General features: G+C 62.0%; 18 protein-coding genes. 8 read left to right on the top strand and 10 right to left on the bottom strand.

Going from position 1 to position 17838, the window contains the following annotated elements; translation table 11 throughout:
• Window positions 1-99 precede the first annotated feature (99 nt).
• Window positions 100-495 carry a homoprotocatechuate degradation operon regulator HpaR gene (hpaR, locus tag NKH22_RS12815; RefSeq protein WP_023704722.1) on the top strand — a complete coding sequence of 132 codons (396 nt, stop codon included), beginning with the start codon at window positions 100-102 and terminating at the stop codon, window positions 493-495.
• 10 nt (window positions 496-505) lie between these two features.
• Here the strand turns inward: hpaR and NKH22_RS12810 are convergent, their stop codons facing one another.
• Window positions 506-1015, bottom strand: coding sequence for a flavin reductase (locus NKH22_RS12810; RefSeq protein ID WP_023729173.1), 510 nt, complete (start codon window positions 1013-1015; stop codon window positions 506-508).
• Window positions 1016-1021: 6 nt separating this feature from the next.
• Window positions 1022-2566, bottom strand: a complete 1545-nt coding sequence (locus NKH22_RS12805; RefSeq protein WP_023704721.1) for a 4-hydroxyphenylacetate 3-hydroxylase N-terminal domain-containing protein — start codon at window positions 2564-2566, stop codon at window positions 1022-1024.
• A gap of 92 nt (window positions 2567-2658) precedes the next feature.
• Between NKH22_RS12805 and NKH22_RS12800 the strand changes: the two genes are divergently transcribed.
• From NKH22_RS12800 to NKH22_RS12790, 3 genes are all read left to right on the top strand, one after another.
• On the top strand, window positions 2659-3528 hold the full coding sequence (locus NKH22_RS12800; RefSeq protein WP_023748000.1) for a helix-turn-helix domain-containing protein: 870 nt from the start codon (window positions 2659-2661) through the stop codon (window positions 3526-3528).
• A gap of 268 nt (window positions 3529-3796) precedes the next feature.
• The gene (locus tag NKH22_RS12795) at window positions 3797-4543 is read left to right on the top strand and encodes an IclR family transcriptional regulator (protein ID WP_023748001.1); all 747 of its coding nucleotides are present in this window, start codon (window positions 3797-3799) and stop codon (window positions 4541-4543) included.
• 22 nt (window positions 4544-4565) lie between these two features.
• Entirely contained in the window at window positions 4566-4796 is a 231-nt protein-coding gene (locus tag NKH22_RS12790) for a helix-turn-helix domain-containing protein (protein WP_352909677.1), read from the top strand.
• An 84-nt stretch (window positions 4797-4880) separates the two neighbouring features.
• Here NKH22_RS12790 and NKH22_RS12785 read toward each other — a convergent pair whose 3' ends face one another.
• Window positions 4881-5606 carry an SDR family oxidoreductase gene (locus NKH22_RS12785; RefSeq protein WP_352909675.1) on the bottom strand — a complete coding sequence of 242 codons (726 nt, stop codon included), beginning with the start codon at window positions 5604-5606 and terminating at the stop codon, window positions 4881-4883.
• Window positions 5607-5753: 147 nt separating this feature from the next.
• Here NKH22_RS12785 and NKH22_RS12780 point away from each other — a divergent pair, with 147 nt between their 5' ends.
• Window positions 5754-6650, top strand: coding sequence for an AraC family transcriptional regulator (locus tag NKH22_RS12780; RefSeq protein ID WP_023667819.1), 897 nt, complete (start codon window positions 5754-5756; stop codon window positions 6648-6650).
• A 70-nt stretch (window positions 6651-6720) separates the two neighbouring features.
• Here NKH22_RS12780 and NKH22_RS12775 read toward each other — a convergent pair whose 3' ends face one another.
• Together NKH22_RS12775 and NKH22_RS12770 are read right to left on the bottom strand one after the other, a co-directional pair.
• The gene (locus NKH22_RS12775; protein WP_023834918.1) at window positions 6721-7740 is read right to left on the bottom strand and encodes an NAD-dependent epimerase; all 1020 of its coding nucleotides are present in this window, start codon (window positions 7738-7740) and stop codon (window positions 6721-6723) included.
• A 31-nt stretch (window positions 7741-7771) separates the two neighbouring features.
• Window positions 7772-9052 (bottom strand): nucleotide sugar dehydrogenase, encoded by a 1281-nt coding sequence (locus tag NKH22_RS12770; RefSeq protein ID WP_023692280.1) that lies wholly within the window; start codon window positions 9050-9052, stop codon window positions 7772-7774.
• A gap of 68 nt (window positions 9053-9120) precedes the next feature.
• On the opposite strand from NKH22_RS12770, the gene NKH22_RS12765 reads away from it, so the two are divergent.
• The 3 genes from NKH22_RS12765 to NKH22_RS12755 all read left to right on the top strand — a co-directional run bounded on the left by NKH22_RS12765 (window position 9121) and on the right by NKH22_RS12755 (window position 12682).
• Window positions 9121-9339, top strand: coding sequence for a hypothetical protein (locus NKH22_RS12765; protein ID WP_023692281.1), 219 nt, complete (start codon window positions 9121-9123; stop codon window positions 9337-9339).
• A gap of 179 nt (window positions 9340-9518) precedes the next feature.
• Window positions 9519-10496, top strand: coding sequence for a UDP-glucuronic acid decarboxylase family protein (locus NKH22_RS12760; RefSeq protein WP_023667815.1), 978 nt, complete (start codon window positions 9519-9521; stop codon window positions 10494-10496).
• A gap of 224 nt (window positions 10497-10720) precedes the next feature.
• The gene (locus tag NKH22_RS12755; protein ID WP_352909674.1) at window positions 10721-12682 is read left to right on the top strand and encodes a 3-hydroxyacyl-CoA dehydrogenase NAD-binding domain-containing protein; all 1962 of its coding nucleotides are present in this window, start codon (window positions 10721-10723) and stop codon (window positions 12680-12682) included.
• Window positions 12683-12690: 8 nt separating this feature from the next.
• Here NKH22_RS12755 and NKH22_RS12750 read toward each other — a convergent pair whose 3' ends face one another.
• The 5 genes from NKH22_RS12750 to NKH22_RS12730 all read right to left on the bottom strand — a co-directional run bounded on the left by NKH22_RS12750 (window position 12691) and on the right by NKH22_RS12730 (window position 17823).
• Complete coding sequence (locus NKH22_RS12750) at window positions 12691-13962, bottom strand: cysteine desulfurase-like protein (protein ID WP_352909673.1); 1272 nt, start codon at window positions 13960-13962, stop codon at window positions 12691-12693.
• Between the two features lie 45 nt (window positions 13963-14007).
• Window positions 14008-14682 (bottom strand): amino acid ABC transporter permease, encoded by a 675-nt coding sequence (locus tag NKH22_RS12745; protein WP_023667812.1) that lies wholly within the window; start codon window positions 14680-14682, stop codon window positions 14008-14010.
• A gap of 150 nt (window positions 14683-14832) precedes the next feature.
• A complete protein-coding gene (locus NKH22_RS12740; RefSeq protein ID WP_352909672.1) occupies window positions 14833-15630 on the bottom strand; it encodes an ABC transporter substrate-binding protein in 798 nt (265 codons plus the stop codon).
• Window positions 15631-15706: 76 nt separating this feature from the next.
• The gene (locus NKH22_RS12735; protein WP_352909671.1) at window positions 15707-16906 is read right to left on the bottom strand and encodes a pyridoxal phosphate-dependent aminotransferase; all 1200 of its coding nucleotides are present in this window, start codon (window positions 16904-16906) and stop codon (window positions 15707-15709) included.
• Between the two features lie 155 nt (window positions 16907-17061).
• Window positions 17062-17823, bottom strand: coding sequence for an HpcH/HpaI aldolase family protein (locus NKH22_RS12730; protein WP_023820900.1), 762 nt, complete (start codon window positions 17821-17823; stop codon window positions 17062-17064).
• Between the last annotated feature and the right edge of the window lie 15 nt (window positions 17824-17838).

Raw genomic sequence — 17838 nt, 5'->3', positions numbered from 1 at the left:
GGATGGAAAGGTCAGGTTTTGGCGTGCGGTCCCGCCGACCGCCCGCATCATTGGGGACGCTGCTTCTTGCTGCCTGAAAACACCCGTCGTTCTCTGCCGATGGCGCTGCTCCATGCCCGCGAAGTGGTGATGGCGCGGTTTCGTCCAATGCTGGCGGCGCATGATGTGACCGAACAGCAATGGCGCGTGCTGCGCGTTCTGAGCGAGGCCGGCCCTGTCGAGGCGACGGAACTTGCCGATCGCGCTTCGGTGCTGCCGCCCAGCCTGACACGCATCATAAAGACGCTCGAGGGCCGAAAATTCATCACCCGCAACAAGGCGGAAGGCGATGGCCGCCGTGTCGTGCTGACGATCGCCCCGGCGGGTTCCGCCCTGATCGATGCCTTGTCGCCGGAACGCCTCGTCATCTACCGCGACATCGAACAGCGCTTCGGACATGAGAGGCTCGAGCAATTGCTCGATCTGCTGGAGAGCCTGATCGCCGGCGAGAGCTGATTGCTGCGGCTCAGCCGCCAAAACTGCCAAGCCGCGTCGGCTGCGTGTAATTGCGGTCGACATAAAGCAGCGCCGAGCCGCCGCTGCCGTGCCTGACGTCGATAACGCGGCCGATCATGACATTATGCGTGCCGACTATGTGCACATCCTCGATCTCGCAATCGAAATTGACGATCGCATCGGACAGCGCCGGCGTGCCTGAGGCCAGCGTTTGCCAGCGCGCCGCCGAATAGCGTGCCTCCATGTCCCTGGTCGCGCCGGCGAACTTGCCGGCCAGGTGCATATGGTCATGCGTCAGCACGTTGACGCAGAAGCGCCGGTTGGCGAGGAACATGGCCGCCTGCGCCGAGCGTCCGTTCATGCACACCAGCAGTGTCGGAGGTTCGTCCGACACACTGCACATGGCGGTGGCGGTGAAGCCGCCGCGCCCGGCCGGGCCATCTGTCGTGACGATGTTGACCGGCGCGCAGACCCTTGCCATGGCGTCGCGGAAATCGGCCTTCGAAATCTGCGTGGCCATCTGACATCACCCAGCCGATGAAGCGAGCGGATTGAGCCAGGTATCTCCCGTCCAGCCATTCTCGTCATAGTCGGCCATGCAGGTATCGACCAGTTCTTCCATGGCCTTCAGCCGGCCGCCGCGTTCGGCGCCCTTCAGCACCTGCAGCCGCACCTCTTCCGGCGCACCGGCATAGTTGAGTTCGTAGAGCGCGTGGCGGCCGCCGAACTCGGTGCCGGTCGCGTCCCACAACAGTTTCATGATCTTGATGCGCTCGACATGGCCCATGTCGTTGGAACCGCGCACATATTGCGCGAGGTATTTGTCGATCTCGGGATTGTTGAAGTCGCGCACTGATGACGGCAGGTAGATCAACCCAGAAGCGATCACCCGGCGCACCGTGTCGATGACGCGCGGATAGGCTTCCGACATGAAAGTCCGGTAGGCAAGGGCTGCTTCCAGGTTGGGCAGGACAGCGCCATTCGCCCAGGGGATCGGATTGTAGGCCATGGCGTTGGAAAAGCTCCAGAACATGTGCCTGAGCGCGATGACCTCGCCCAGCGCCGCCTGGTTGCCGCGGAAGGCATCGCCGCCGGTGGCGCGCAGCGCCTTTGCCAGCAGGCCGGCGAGGAAGTCGAGCTTGACGGCAAAGCGTGTGCAGCCCTGGAAGCAATAGCCATGCATGAAGCCCGAAGCCGGATGGAAGGACAGGATTTTCTGCGCCTCGCGCAGCACCAGCACGTCCTCCCAGGGGATGAAGACATTGTCGAGCACCAGGATGGCATCGTTCTCGTCGAAGCGCGACGACAACGGATAGTCGAACGGAGCCGCCGCCGTGTTGGCCGTCTGCTCATAGGAGACGCGGCAGAACATCTTTACCCCCGGCGCATTCATCGGCACGATGAACATGACCGACAGCGACGGATCTTCGGTGACCGTCGCCGAACTCTGCGCCAGGAAATTGTAGTGGGTCAGCGCCGAGGACGTCGCCACCACCTTGGCGCCGGAGACATAGATGCCGGCGTCGGTCTCCTTGGTGATGTGGACGAAGACATCCTTCACCTGTTCGGCCGGCTTGTGGCGGTCGATCGGCGGGTTGACGATGGCGTGGTTCATGAACAGCACGGCTTCCTGCGCACGCTTGTGCCAGGCGAGCGCATTGTCCTTGAACGGGCCGTACCAGTCGGCATTGGCGCCGAGCGTGTTCATCAGTGCCGCCTTGTAATCGGGCGTGCGGCCCATCCAGCCATAGGACATGCGTGACCACTCGGCGATCGCGGTCTGCTGGGCCGCGAGTTCGCCGGAGGATTTGGCGACGCGGAAATATTTGTGGGTGTAGCCGCCCGAACCGGTATCGGTAGGCGAGGTCAGCGTGCCCTGCCGCTTGGGATCGTGCAGCGCATCATAGAGGCGCGCCAGCGACCGCGCCGAATTGCGCATCGCCGGATGGGTGGTGACATCGGCGATGCGCTCGCCGTTGATGTAGACCTCGCGGCCGTCGCGCAAGCTCTCCAGATACTCGGCCCCGGTGAACGGGCGCCCATTGTCGGCACGAAAGTCTTCCGATCGCATGATGTTCCTCCACTTATGGCATCAACTCTAGCGCTCCTGGCAAGGATCGGTTAGGACGTAACGGCAAAACCGATTGGACTTTTTCCGGCGCCATGAGCCTCAATTCCATTCCTGATTTCTTTGTCTATGGCGAGCCGGTGCGGCCGCTTGATGTCGGCTTCCTGCATGTCGAGACGGTGCTTGCGCGCAGCAACATTCATCTCGGCCAGGTTGCCGCGCACAAGCATCCGCAAATGGGCCAGATCACCTACTGGACCAGCGGATCCGGCACCTACCGCATCGAAGACCAATCCTGGGACTTTTCGGCACCGGCCGTCAGCTTCGTGCCGAGCACCATCGTGCATGGCTTCTCGATCGGGCCCGGCACCGACGCCATCGTCGTTTCGGTCGCCGATGATGCGCTTGCGGCAATAGCCGCTCACAGCCTGCTGCCATTGGACCGGCCGGTCTTTGCCGATAGCCTTTCTCAGCACGTCGCGTGGAAAAGGCTTGCGGCGGTGCTGGAGATGATCGCCACCGAATATGCCGAGGCGCAGGCCGGGAGTGACAAGACCCTGCCGGCGCTGATTGCCGTCGCGCTCTCCCACATCGCGCGTCTTGGTCCCGAGGTAATGGATGCCACTGGCTCTTCCGATGCTGCATTGGCGCGCGGCTTGCGCCGTCTGGTCGATGCGCATTTCCGCGACAACTGGCCCGTCGACCGCTACGTCGAGGCGCTGGCCACGACAGCGCATCTTCTCGACAAGGCCGCCCATACGGTGCTTGGCAGCGGCGTCAAGCGACTCATCGGCGAGCGACGGTTGCTGGAGGCCAAGCGCTTGCTGCTGTTCACCGTGCGCACCGTCGAGGACATCGCCTACGAAATCGGCTTCGAAGATCCGGCCTATTTCTCACGCTTCTTCCGGGAGCGGGTTGGCCAGGCGCCCGCCGCCTGGCGCCGCGCGCAGCTGGGGCAGAGTTGAAGCTTCCGCGCCGGCCAGGATCAGGCGTTTGGGCCGACACGCCGGCTAGGCGCAGCGCCGCCAAGTTGATCCACCTGTTGATAGGTGTTGCCGCGCAGCATTACCCCACGCACGGCGCGGCGCATCGAGATTGATGTCGCCGCGAAACTTGCTGGTGTTTTTTGTCGCTTCCAAACGGTTCGTTATTTGAACCACCGTTTGATGTGCTATGAGCGGACTGCAAGGTGGATTGGCTTTCGTCCCATGCGAAGTATCTTGAGGATGCACGATGAGCACAGTCGGCAAAGCGATATCGCTGCTGGAGCAGTTCACGCTCGGCGAACCGGAGATCGGCCTGTCCGAGCTCGCCCGCAAAACCGGCCTCGACAAGGCGACGGCGCGGCGCCTGCTGATGGCGCTGGCCGACCACCGCCTGATCGAACAAGAGCCGGCAAGCCGCCGCTACCGGCTCGGCGCCGGCCTGTCGCGGCTGGCCCGCTTTCGCGACGCGCATTTTCCCTTCGTGCGCGTGGCAGCACCTGTGGTTCGCGAGCTGGCGCTGGAAACAGGCGAAACGGTGCATCTGTCGGAATTCAGCGCCGGCGCACTGCTGACCGTCCACGTCGAACTCTCGGCAAAGGCCAACCGGGTCAATGTCGATGTCGGCCAGGTGCTGCCCTTGCACGGCACCGCCTCCGGCATCGCCTTTCTCGCCGCTTCGCCTCAGGAAGCGGCCGAGGCCTATGTCGACAAGCCGTTGCCGACCTTCACGCCACACACGGTGACGCAGCCCGACAGGCTGATGAAGGCGATCCGGCTTGCCGCCAAGCGCGGCTATTCCTCGAGCTCCCAAGGCTATGAAGAAGGCGTCCACAGCATAGCCGCGGCAATCCTCGGCTCCGATGGCCGTCCTTTAGGCACTCTGGCGGTGGCCTCGCCTGTGTCACGCGCCGATGACAGCATGGCGGCCAGCCAGGGCGAAGCGGTGATCAAGGCGGCGCGGCTGATTTCAGCGCGCCTGGCCGGCGAAGCCTGACATCTCTACCGTCGCAGGGGAGATGATTAGCGGGGTAAGTTCCCAGCGGCGCACCGGCCTTGCCGCGAGACCGGAACGCTTCGTCTGGGACAGGCGGCTGGAGCGCAGCAAGGAAGAATTGTTGTCGCCCGCCCGAGTGTTGCCCACGATCTCGGAAATCGCCTTTGCTTGCGGGTTCAATTCGAGTGCGCATTTTTCGCGCGCGTTCGAGAGCCGGTACGATGTGGCCCGCGGGAGTTGCGCCAGAGGCTGAGGGCGGGTGCATTAAGGGGTGGGCCGTTTGCCGGATCTCGGAGAGCGCCCTAGCTCGCCGAAAGCCGGCATCCGGCAGCAAGTTCTACATATTGGCAGCGGTTGGCCGCACGATCACTTCGTTGACGTCGACGCCATCGGGTTGATCAAGCGCAAAACGGATCGCCCGTGCAATGGCGTCCGGTGTGAGCGACTTCTGCCGCCATTCTTTCAGAGCCGTGGCGACCTGAGGATCGCTGATATCGTCGCCCAGTTCGGTTGCGGTCACTCCGGGGGAGATGATCGTGGCGCGGATGTCGTCATGCTCCTGCCGCAGCCCCTCGGTGATTGCCCAGACGGCATATTTCGTGCCGCAATAGACCGCCGCGGTGGGCAGCACGATATGCGCACCGACCGAGGCGACATTGACGACATGCCCATTCTTCTGGGCGACGAAGCGCGGCAGCACCGCGGCGATCCCGTTCAGCACGCCGCCGATGTTGACATTGATCATGCGAGACCACTCATCGCGCTTCAGCGCGGCAAGCGGCGACAGCGGCATGACGCCGGCATTGTTGACCAGCACATCGATCTGCCCGAATTCGGCATGAGCGGCATCGGCAAAGGCGTCGAAATTCGCCGCGTCAGTCACGTCGAGTTCGCGCCACGCGACGCCTTTGCCTATTTCTGCGGCCAGCGCCTTGAGCCGCTCGGTGCGGCGGGCCCCGATGAACAGTCTGGCGCCGGCACCGGCAAGTTCCCGAACCGTCGCTTCGCCGATGCCGCTGGAGGCGCCGGTGATGAGTACAACCTTGTCTTTAAGTCCCGTCATGATCGTTCCTTTTTCGCTGCGGTGACGGGGAGATAGATGGCGCGAACCGGCAAAGGCCGGTAGCGTGATCGTCCAAAGAGTTTGCACGATCCTCCAAATGAACTCGAAATGCCTTGCAACATTTCGCGCCATGAAGATTTATGCGGCATGGAGAAAATCAATGAACTCGCCGAGCTGATCACCCGCTTTGCGCCGAAATCTGGCATGGCCGGCACTGCGGTGCCGCGGCTGTCGCTCATTCGCGCCAACCAGCCCAGTGCACCCGTGCCTGCGGTCTACGAGGCGTCGCTTTGCATAATCGCCCAAGGATCGAAGCGCGTCTCGCTGGCCGACCAGAGCGTGGTCTATGACGCATCGAGCTACCTGCTCGTCTCGGTCGACCTGCCGCTGGTCGGGCATGTGTTGGAGGCGAGCCCGGCGGCGCCCTACCTCTGTTGCAAGATAGATTTTGATTCCACCGCGCTGGCCGAACTGCTTGTGAAAGAAGGACGTGCATCCCCCAGCAGGGATCTGCCGGTGTTAGCTGCCTATCCAAGTGACCCCGACCTGATTGATGCCGCCTGTCGGCTTGTCAGGCTGCTCGATCGCCCCGAGAGCGTCACCGTGCTGGCGCCGCTGATCGAACGCGAAATCCTTTACCGGCTCCTCACCGGACCGCACGGTGACACGCTTCGCCAGATGGCGTCGGTGGACAGCCACCTGAACCAGGTCAGCCGCGCCATCGCCACGATCCGCAATCATTTCCAGGCACAACTGCGCATCGAAGAGATTGCGGCGGCATCAGGCATGAGCGCGTCGTCCCTTCATGCCCATTTCAAGGCGATTACGCGCATGACCCCGCTCGAATACCAGAAGCAGCTGCGCCTGCAGGAGGCGCGAAGGATTATGCTTGCCGGCGGCGCAAACGCAGGCACGGCCGGGTTCGCGGTGGGCTATGACAGCCCTTCGCAGTTCAGCCGAGAATATCGTCGCCTGTTCGGTGCGCCGCCCCGGAAAGATATTGACCGCCTTCAGGCAACACCCAGTTCGGCTGCGGCTTATTGAGTTTTCCGAGCGGCATGCGCCAGCCATGGCTGGTCAGGAGCCAGCCGCCTCCAGGTGGCGAAGCGTCCGATCATGCTCGGTAGAACTCCCGGTACCATTCGACAAAGCGCGGAACCCCTATTTCGATCGGGATTTTGGGCTTGAAGCCGGTCGCCTCCTCGAGCGAGCTGACATTGGCGAAAGTTGCCGGAACGTCGCCTGGCTGAAGTGGCCTGAGGTTGCGGTTTGCCTTGCGTCCCAGCGCGTCTTCGAGCACCTCGATCAATCGGTTCAGTTGAACGGGCGAATTGCCGCCGATGTTGTGAATCCTGAACGGGGCGTTGCTGGTCGCTGGGTCTGGCGCAACACTTTTCCACTCAGGATTGGGTGTCGCGGGTTGCTGCATGACGCGGATAATACCTTCGACAATGTCGTCGATATAGGTGAAATCCCGCTGCATGTTGCCATAGTTGAAGACCTCGATCGGCTCGCCGGCGAGGATAGCCTTGGCGAAGATGAACAGCGCCATGTCCGGCCGCCCCCACGGACCATAGACGGTGAAAAAACGCAGCCCGGTGGTCGGCAGTCGAAACAGATGGCTGTATGTGTGCGCCATCAGCTCGTTCGCCTTCTTGCTTGCGGCGTAAAGGCTGAGCGGATGGTCCGCCGGATCGTGCACGGAAAACGGCATGCGGGTGCTGCCGCCATAAATCGAACTCGACGATGCATAGACCAGATGGCCGACGGAGGCCTGCCGGCATCCTTCCAGGATGTTGACAAAGCCGCTGAGGTTGCTTTCCACATAGGCGTGCGGATTACTGATCGAATAGCGTACGCCGGCTTGCGCCGCGAGATTGACGACAACCTCCGGCGCGGCCGAGAGGAAGAGCTCCGAAATACGGTCCCGCTCCGTGAGATCGGCATGCTCGAAACAAAAATTCGAAAACGCTTTCAGCCGCTCGAGACGAGCCTGCTTCAGGCTGACGTCATAATACTCGTTCATGGAGTCGAGGCCGATAACCTGGCGTCCTTCGGCAAGCAGCCTCAGACAAAGATGAAACCCTATGAACCCGGCTGCGCCGGTGATCAGTATCGGCCTGCTTGATGTCACTGCATATCCTAGCGTTAATTTCAGGCGAGCTTTACAAGCTCCAGTATTTTATGTTGTCGGGAACTTCATTGGGCTTGATGGCCGACTTGACATCGAACAGTGTCCCCCCCGGCCTGATCATTTGAAAAAGACGCGCTCTTTCGTTGGTGAGATATTGCCTGTGAGGCACCGCCAGAACAAGCGCCTGCAAATCGTTTATCTCATCGAGCGGCAGGATTGTTTCGCCGTGATCACGCCGAGCGGTTTCGACATCGGCAAGGGGATCATGGACTTTGGGGACAATTCCGAACTGCCTTAGTTCCTTGACCATGTCGAAAACGCGGCTGTTGCGCAAATCCGGCACGTCCTCCTTGAATGTCAGCCCGAGAATGCCGACAGAAGCCCCTTTGACGGGCGTGTCAGAACCAATCAGCCGTTTGACAACCTGCTGGGCGACGAAGGCCCCCATGCCGTCATTGATGCGACGTCCGGCGAGGATGATCTGCGGATGGTAACCTTCTGCCTCGGCCTTGGCGGTCAAATAATATGGATCGACGCTGATGCAGTGGCCGCCGACGAACCCCGGTTTGAAGGGAAGGAAGTTCCATTTCGTCGACGCAGCATCAAGAACATCCTGCGTCCGGATATCGAGCCGCTCGAAGATCATTGCCAGTTCGTTCATCAGCGCGATGTTCAGATCGCGCTGGGTGTTCTCGATAACCTTCGCTGCCTCGGCCACCTTGATCGACGGGGCGCGGTAGACGCCGGCATCGATGATACGGCCATAAACGTTCGCGACGCGCTCCAGCGTCTCGTTATTCTCGCCGGAGACGACTTTGACGATCTTTTGCAGCGAGTGTTCTCGATCGCCGGGGTTGGCGCGTTCGGGCGAATAGCCGAGGGCAAAGTCGCGGGGATGTCGCAGGCCGGAAACCTGCTCGATGATCGGCCCACAGAAATCTTCGGTCACACCTGGATAGACTGTCGACTCAAAAACGACGACGGCGCCTTTGCTCACCGCCTCGCCGACGAGTTCGGACGCCAGTTTCAAAGAAGCTAGATCGGGAGCGCGATTTGCGTCGATAGGGGTTGGCACGGCGACGATGAAGAAAGTAGCGCCTTTCAACATCTCCCGGTCGGTGGTCAGCCCTATCGAGGTCTCCTTGAGCGCCGTTGCGTCAACTTCCCCCGTACGATCGACGCCGCCATGCAATTCCCCGATCCGACGCTCGCTGATGTCAAAAGCTATGGTGCCGGGGAAAACCTTCCCAAAGGCAATGGCTACCGGCAGGCCGACATAACCCAGGCCGATAACTGCAATGCGTTCGGACATCCGTGGGGTTCCTCGAGCCACCTGTTGAGCCGACGTGCTTGTATGGCAGGCTGTTGGCCAATTCAACGATGCTCTATCGCGAAGAGGAATGTCTCACGCAAATAGGCGTCACCGTTTTTTTCATGTTGCCATCCGCCGATGTCATCGAAGTTGTGGATAAAATCCAGCAGGATCGGGTTTCGAGCCACTCTCTGCTGCGGATTGGGGTGAACCGTCAGGTTCTGCCGGCCATCTACGCAGCGGCGGCCCTGACGACAGGGCTGATATTCTCTGCTGCCAATCCATAGGCCACTATCGGCCTCAATCGTGCCTTCTGATCAAACCAAATGCCCGGATCGGAATTCGCATCGGCACCGAGCGGATCTGCGAAATTTCAGTTTGGTCCTTGTGCATTGGCTGCGGACACGTCGTATCCTGCGTGTGGCGACCGATATCTGGTCGATCAGCATTTGCCTGGGAGCAGAAATTGGCAAGACTCTATGACAGCCGCAGACGCATTCTCGTTACCGGGGGCGCAGGGTTTATCGGCTCGCATCTTATTGACCGCCTGTTGGAACGAGGCGACGAAATCTTGTGTGTCGACAACCTTTTCACCGGATCAAAGCGCAATATCGACCATTTGGCCAAGCATCCCCGCTTCGAATTCATGCGCCATGACGTGACCTTTCCGCTCTACGTCGAAGTCGATGAGATTTACAACCTGGCGTGTCCGGCCTCGCCTGTTCACTACCAGTACGACCCGGTTCAGACGATCAAGACCGCCGTGCACGGCGCCATCAATGTTCTTGGACTGGCAAAGCGGCTGAAATGCAAAGTCTTTCAGGCCTCCACCAGTGAGGTCTATGGTGACGCGTCTGTGCATCCGCAGCCCGAGAGTTACTGGGGCAATGTAAACCCGATCGGGCCGCGCTCATGCTACGATGAAGGCAAACGCTGCGCCGAAACGCTGTTCTTCGACTATCACCGACAACATGGCTTGTGGGTCAAGGTCGCGCGGATTTTCAATACGTTCGGGCCGCGCATGCACCCGGCAGACGGCAGGGTTGTCTCAAATTTCATCGTGCAGGCGCTTCGTGGTGAACCGATAACCATTTTCGGCGACGGCTCACAGACAAGGTCGTTTTGCTACGTCGACGACCTGGTGAGCGGCATGCTGCGCCTCATGGATACGGGGCCGGAGGTGACCGGTCCAGTAAACATCGGCAATCCAAGGGAAGTAACGATCAGGCGCTTGGCCGAACTGACGACGCAGATGACCGGATCAGGTTCGGATATAATTTACCGCGATCTTCCGCAAGACGATCCGCGGCACCGCCAGCCCGATATCACCCTTGCCAAAAGGCTTGTCGGCTGGGAGCCGACGGTGACTTTGGAAGCCGGGCTGCAACAGACGATCGACTATTTCAAAGCCCTGCTGCCGAAGGTTTCCACAAACTCGCCTTGACCCGGCACCGCAGTGCAACCGTCAAGTCTGACCGATCACCGTCGTGGTAGCGACGCCTTTTGCAGTCGACTCCGGTAGGCTTGAAGTTTTTCGAATTCTAATTATTTTAAGCTTGAAATTATTTTGAAGATCCATGGCGCTTCATCCGTCCGAGCCGGGACACCGGCATTTGGCGGAGAGCAGAAGGAGGAGGAAGATTTGCCGTCGTTCCGGGATAAAACTCCATGAACACAGCACGATTTTCCGAGAGTGTCACAGGCAAGATCGTCGATGGCGTTCTCGTCGTCACAATCGAAAATCCGCCGGTCAACGCGCTGTCCTTCCATGTCAGGGCCGGACTGATGGCTGCGCTTGGGCGTGCGGCGTCGGATGAAGTGTCTGCCGTGGTGCTGACCGCCATTGGGCGCACCTTCATCGGTGGCGCCGATATCAAGGAATTCGGCAAGCCCGCTATCGAGCCCACACTGCCTGAAGTGATCGAAGCGATCGAGAGCTTCGCGAAACCGGTCGTCGCGACAGTTGGCGGCGCGGCGCTCGGCGGCGGCTGCGAGATTGCGCTGGCCTGCCACTACCGGGTGGCCAGCAAGGCGGCCAGCTTCGGCCTGCCCGAGGTCAAGCTCGGGTTAGTGCCTGGGGCCGGCGGAACCCAACGCCTGCCCCGCCTCATCGGCACGGTCGCCGCAATTGACCTGATCGGCACGGGTCGGCCCGCAAATGCCGACGAAGCGCTCGCTCTCGGTCTGATCGATACCATTGCGGACGATCTTCCCGAAGGCGCGCTCGATGTCGCCCGCCGTCTCGTTGGCCAACCGCTGCGGCGCACGGGCGCGCTTTCCGTCCCGCGCTCGCAACCTGAGGCCGACGCGGCAGCCGCAAGAAAGGTGCTTTCCCGCAGCCGTGGACAGATGGCGCCTGCAGAAGCCGTGAGACTGGTCCAGGCCGCGTCCACGGCCAGACTTGAGGACGGTCTTGCGGACGAACGCGCGACCTTCCTGCGCCTCCGGGATTCTCGCGAAGCGGCAGCGTTGCGCCACGTCTTCTTTGCCGAGAGGCAAGCCAGCAAAGTCGACAGGCTGGAGGGTGTCACGCCTCGCAAGGTCGAGACCGTCGGTATCGTCGGAACCGGCCTGATGGGTGCAGGCATCGCGGTCTCGGCCTTGAATGCCGGCTATCGCGTAATCGGCATCGAGCAGAACGACGGCGCCGCGGCAAAAGGATACGAGCGGGTCGCCGGCCTTCTCGACAAGTCGGTCCAATCCGGCCGTCTCACCGATCATGCCCGCAGGGAGGCGCTGAGCCGGTTTGAAGCGGCCAGTGACGCCGGCAGGCTGGTGCAGGCCGATCTGGTCATCGAGGCAGTGTTCGACGATCTCGCGGTAAAAACCGAACTCTTCCGGAAGCTCGAACGTATCGTCCGCCCGGACGCCATCCTTGCGACCAACACCAGCTACCTCAACCCCGACGAGATCGCCTCGGCAACCGCCCGGCCCGAACGGATCGCCGGCCTGCATTTTTTCTCCCCGGCCAACGTCATGCGGCTCACCGAAGTGGTGGATTGCGCGGCGACGGCGCCCGATGTGCTCGCCTCGGCGATCGCCTTCGTCAGGACGCTTGGCAAGCTGCCTGTCGTGTGCGGCGTTACCGAGGGTTTCATCGGCAACCGCATCTATTCGGCCTACCGCCGCGAGGCGGAGTTCATGGTGGAGGATGGCGCAGCACCCGATGAGGTGGATGCCGCGCTGGAGGCCTGGGGCTTCCCGATGGGGATCTTCGCGGTCAACGATATGGCTGGGCTGGAGATAGCCTGGGCGCGGCGCAAGCGACAGGCGGCGATGCGCGATCCGCAAGCACGTTATGTCGAAATCGCCGACCGGCTGTGCGAGGCCGGCCGCTTCGGCCGCAAGACCGGGCGCGGCTGGTACGATTATTCGGACGGCGAACGCAGGAGCGACCCGCAAGTAACGGCGCTGATCGAGGCCGTGCGAGCGGCCAACGGCATCGTGCCGCGCCGCTTTTCGTCCGATGAGATCGTCACGCGCTTACTGGCGGCAATGGCCGAAGAGGGCAAGGCACTGCTGGCCGAAGGCATCGCGGCGCGTGCCTCCGACATCGATCTGGTGATGATCAACGGCTATGGCTTCCCGGCCCACAAGGGCGGGCCGATGTTCCACGCCGGAGACATCTGACGGACAAGCTACGACAGCTTGGCTACGACGGCGCGCAACGCCTGGCCGAAACGCCTGACCTCGTCGACCGTGTTGTAATGGACCAGCGAGGCGCGGATGGCGCCGCTGTCCATCGACAGGTTGAGACGCTTCATCAACCGGGGCGCATACATATGGCCGTCGCGGATGCCGATCTGCATGTCAGCCATTTCCTCGACGATCCGCTGCGGCGACAGCTTGCCGATGTTGAAGCAGAAGGTCGGCACGCGCTCGTTGATGCGGGTCTCTTCCGAAACCCCGTAAATGGTCGCGCCGCAAGCTTTGAGCACCGCGAGCATCTCACGCGCCAGGAGCACTTCGTAGTCGCGGATAGCGCCCATGCCGGCAACGATGTTGTCGCGCCGCGAGCGGTTGTTGGAGGGCGCCAGATTGCGGCCGATCAGTTCCAGGTACTGCACCGCGGCATCCATGCCTGAGACGTTCTCGTAGATGAAGGTGCCGGCCTCGACCTTGTAAGGCGGCTCGTCGGGGATGAAATCCTCGCGGAAGGTCGGCAGCCGCTTCAGCGTTTCGAAGCGGCCCCACAGAAAGCCCATATGCGGCGAGAAATTCTTGTAGCCGGAGCAGACGAGATAGTCGCAGTCCCAGGCCTGCACGTCGATCAGCCCGTGCGGTCCGTAATGCACGCAGTCAAGGAACACTTCGGCGCCGGCCGCATGCGCGATCGCGGCCACCGAAGCGACGTCGACGACCGAACCGATCGAATGCGCGGTCACCGTGCAGGCGACGAGACGGGTGCGATCGGAAACCAGCGGCTTGAGGTCGTCGACATGCAGGTTGCCGTCCTCGCGCATGCGCCACCATTTGAACTTCGCTCCGGCGGGCTCCAGCGCCAGCCACGTGGCGATGTTGGCGTCGTGGTCCATATCGGTGATGACGATCTCGTCGCGCTCTGTGTCCTTGGCCAGCATCTGGCCGATGCCGAGGCTGACCAGGCGAATGAACGAGGTGGCGTTCATGCCGAAGCAGATTTCCGACGGACTGTAGGCGTTGATCAGCAAGGCCACGCTCGTCCGAGCATCCGCAACCGATTGGTCGACCGTGGCCGAGCGCCCATAGCGACCACCACGCTGCACATTGTGCGAGACCAGGTGATTGGTCACCGCGTCGAGCACGCTCTGCGGGATCTGCGCGCCGGCGGCGTTGTCCATGAAGATGAAATCACCGGCGCGCTGCAAGGCCGGAAACATGGCGCGGATGGTGTCGACCGGAAAGCCGCCGGCGGCTTGGGAATTGCTCAACTGTATCTCCTGCGAATGGCTTGGGAAGCGGGACGGTTGATGAGGTCAGCGCGTCTTCTCGGTCTTGAAGCGGTCTTCGAGCAGGCTGACGAGGCGGACCATGGGCCAGAGGAAGATGAGATAGACCAAAGCGGCGCCGATCAGCGGCGAGGGATTGGCATAGAGCGACTGCGCGTTGGTCGCTTCCTTCAACAGTTCAGGCAGCGCAACGGTGGAAGCGAGCGACGTGTCCTTGAACATCGAGACGCAATTGCTGGTCATCGGCGGGATGACGACGCGGATCGCCTGCGGCAGCACCACCTTGCGCAAGGTCAAAAGGAAAGGCAGGCCGAGCGCCTGTGCTGCCTCGAATTGGCCTTTCGGAATGCTCTCAATGCCGGAGCGGAACACTTCTGCTGAATAGGCCGACATGATGATGGCGAACGCCGTCACGGCGGAGGCCCAGGACGACAGACGGATGCCGAGGAAGGGCAGCGCATAATAGATCAGGATCAGCACCACCAGCACCGGCAGGGCCCGGAAGATGTCGGTGTAGCCGACCGCCAGCCAGCGCAGCGGCTTCGGCGCATAGAGCCGCAACAGGCTGATCCCCAGGCCAATGGGAATGCCGATGCCGATACTCAAAATGCCGAGCAGCAGCGTGTTCAGGAAGCCACGCAACAGCGCCGGCAGGCTGGACATGATCACGTCAGGATTGAAGAAGGTGTCGATCAGCGACATGGGAGCGTTCCCGAACCCCAGAGCAAAGGATGCTCAAGTTAAAACCAATCGACCTTGCCTCCGATGAGGCTATCCGTGTGGCAGCAGGCGCCGAAGCGTGAAATGAATCGTGCCGGCCTGGGAGCCGGCACGATTTAAGTGCATTGCCGGTCAGGCCTTGGGCAGCGCCATTTCCTTGACCGTCGAGGAATCGGCTGGCGCGTCGCTGCCGAACCACTTCTTGTGGATCGCGGCCAGCGTTCCGTCCTTCTTCATCGCGGTCAGCGCGTCGTTCAGCTTGCCGAGCAGCGGATGGTCCTTGCTCATCATCAGGCCGTACTGTTCGCCGGTCTTGATGCGCTGCTTGACCTTCAGGTCCTTCATCTTGGTGAAGGAGTATTCCATGCCCGGAATATCGCTGACGGCGGCGTCCACGCGGCCCGCGCTGAGGTCGAGCAGAAGATTCTGCTGCGTGTCATAGCCCTTCACGTCTCTGTAGCCGTCAGCCTCCTGATGCGCCTTGACCCAGGTCTCGCCGGTCGAGCCTGAAAGCACGCCGACGATCTTGCCCTTGAGGTCGGCCTCGGTGTTAACAGCGCTATCGGTCTTCGTCGCAATGCCCATGTCGGAGTCATAATAGGGCTGGGTGAAGGACAGCGTTTTCAGTCGCTCCGGCGTGATGGTGATGGAGGAGATCGCGACATCGATGCGGTTGGAACTGACAGCCGCGAACAGCGCCTGGAAGCCGAGGTCGGCAATGTCGGTGGTCATGCCGGCACGCTTGGCCGCTTCGTTGACGATGTCGACTTCAAAGCCCTCGAACGTGCCGCTCTCGTTCTTGTATTCGAAGGGCGGATTGGTCGGGTAGGCGCCGACATTGAGCACATCGGCGGCAAAGGCGGTGGCCGGGCCGGCAGCGATGCCGATCGTGGCGGCGAGAAGAAGCAGGTTGCGACGAGTGAAGCTCATTTTGTGTTCCCTCTGGTTGTGATCGGGCGGGTTTGCTCCCGCACGGTTTGTTGCCGTCCCACCTCCCAGCGGGGCGTCAATTCATGGCGGCGACCATGCGCTCGAGCGCGGTCGCTATCTGGTCGCGTTCACGGCACACGCACATCCGCAGGAAGGCCGCTGCCGAATTTCCAAAGAGGTGGCCGGGAGCCAGCCCGACGCGCGCCGTCTCCAGTATCCTGGCGCAGGCCTGCCGGGCGTCGCTTTCGCCGTCCATGGCAAAGAAGGCATACATGCCTCCGCGCGGTTTCGTCGGCAGGATGATGCCGGGAATCTGGGCCAGCCTGTCATAGGCAAGGTCGAGGCCGGTTTTGATCCGCTGCCTGATCTCCTCGACCAGCGGCTCGCCTTGGCGGATGGCGGCGACAGCGCCTGCCTGGATAGGCGCGGCGGTGCCGCTGTTGATGTACTGCGTCATGGCGCCAAGCTGGTCGGCCACCCCCGACGGATGCGTCAGCCAGCCGATGCGCCAGCCGGTCATCGCCCACGCCTTCGAAAAACTGTTGACCGACAGCACCCGGTCGCCATCCTCGGCGATCTGCAGGATGGAAGGAGCAACATTGCCGTCGAAATAGAGCCGGCCATAGACCTCGTCGGAGATGATCCAGATGCCGGTGCGCCGGCTGAAGTCGAGCAGCGCCTGCATCTCCTCGCGCGACGCGGTCCAGCCGGTCGGGTTGGACGGCGTCGACAGGAAGATCGCGCGTGTGCGCGCATCGCAAGTGGCGAACAGCCGGTCGAGATCGAGATGCCAGTCGCCCTTAAAGTCGAGCGAAAACGGCCTTGGCTCGCCGCCGATCAGATGGATGGCGTTGTGGATGTTGGGCCATTGCGGCGCGACATAGACGACGTTGTTGCCGGTATCGACCAGCAGTTCCAGCGCCAGGTACAGCGCCTGCATGCCGCCGGGCGTGACCGTGGTGCGCGCAATCGGGATCGTCCGGCCGTGAATGCGCGTTTGGTATTCCGACAGCGCCTCGTTCAGTAGGGGGTGCCCACGCATGTTAGGGACGTAGAACGTCTGGCCTTCATCGAAGGCGGCCTTCGCCGCGTCGCGGATGAAAGCGGGCGTCACCATGTCGCCTTCGCCGTACCAGAGCGCGATCACGTCGCCCAGTTCTCGGGCGCGCACGGCAAGGTTGGCAATGTTTTCGGTGTGCAGGTCACGGATCTGGGCACGTACGCCGTCGAAAGCATAACGCGCGCTGGACGATGACTGGGGCAGTATGAACGACAAGGACTGAAACCCCTCCCACCCGGAGCACCGCGACGGACTGCCCGGCAAGCCCCACCGGCACGACAGTCGCCATCGAGTTTGGATGCTATCCAATGTGCTGCGCTTTTCAAGGAAAAAGTTTTAAGCTTAAAAAGTTTTTGCCCGATCCCGCCCGTCTACCGCAGCTCGGCGCGCGCAGCGGTGCAGTTGGCCGCAGCGCCGGCGCCAAGAAACATCGTATCGCTGGCCAGCACGAAGAAGCTCGCGCCGATTGCGGCCCACTGGCTGATCGTCTGTGGGCTGGCGCAGAATAAGCCCGATGTCCTGCCGTGCGCGACGGTCGCGCGGATGATCCTTGTGATTGCCTCATTGAGCTTGTCCACGCCTTTCGGCCCGATCGCATCGATCGACACGGAGAGATCGCCGGGCCCGACGAAGACCACATCGATGCCGTCGACGGCAGCGATCGCCTCGATATTGGCCAGCCCCTCCGATGTCTCGACCTGGACCGCGACGACCACCCTGTCATTGGCCGCGGCCAGATATTCGGGAATGCGATAGCCATAGCCAGCCGCGCGGCCAGGCCCGACGCCGCGCTCGCCCAGCGGCGGATAGCGCGAGGCTTTCACCGCCGCCTCGGCCTGAGCAGCGGTCGAGACGCGCGGCACGAGCACGCCTTGTGCGCCGCTGTCGAGCGCCGCCTGGATAGCGTCCGGCGCATGACCGGGAACACGCACCATGGCCGGCACGCGATGCACGTCGGCCGCGCGCACCATGGTTTCGATCGTGTCGCGCGCGATCTGGGCATGTTCCCAGTCGATGCAGACGAAGTCGAGGCCGGTGAGCGCCATCACTTCGACGGCGACGGGATGGGGAATAGCGGCGAAGGAGCCGACGAGATTGGTCTTGCCGATGCACTTCTGACGGAACGCGCTCATATCCATCCCCTTTTC

Source organism: Mesorhizobium sp. M1252 (assembly GCF_040318265.1).
Classification (GTDB): Bacteria; Pseudomonadota; Alphaproteobacteria; order Rhizobiales; family Rhizobiaceae; genus Mesorhizobium.
This window is presented reverse-complemented; position numbering and strand designations above follow the sequence as displayed.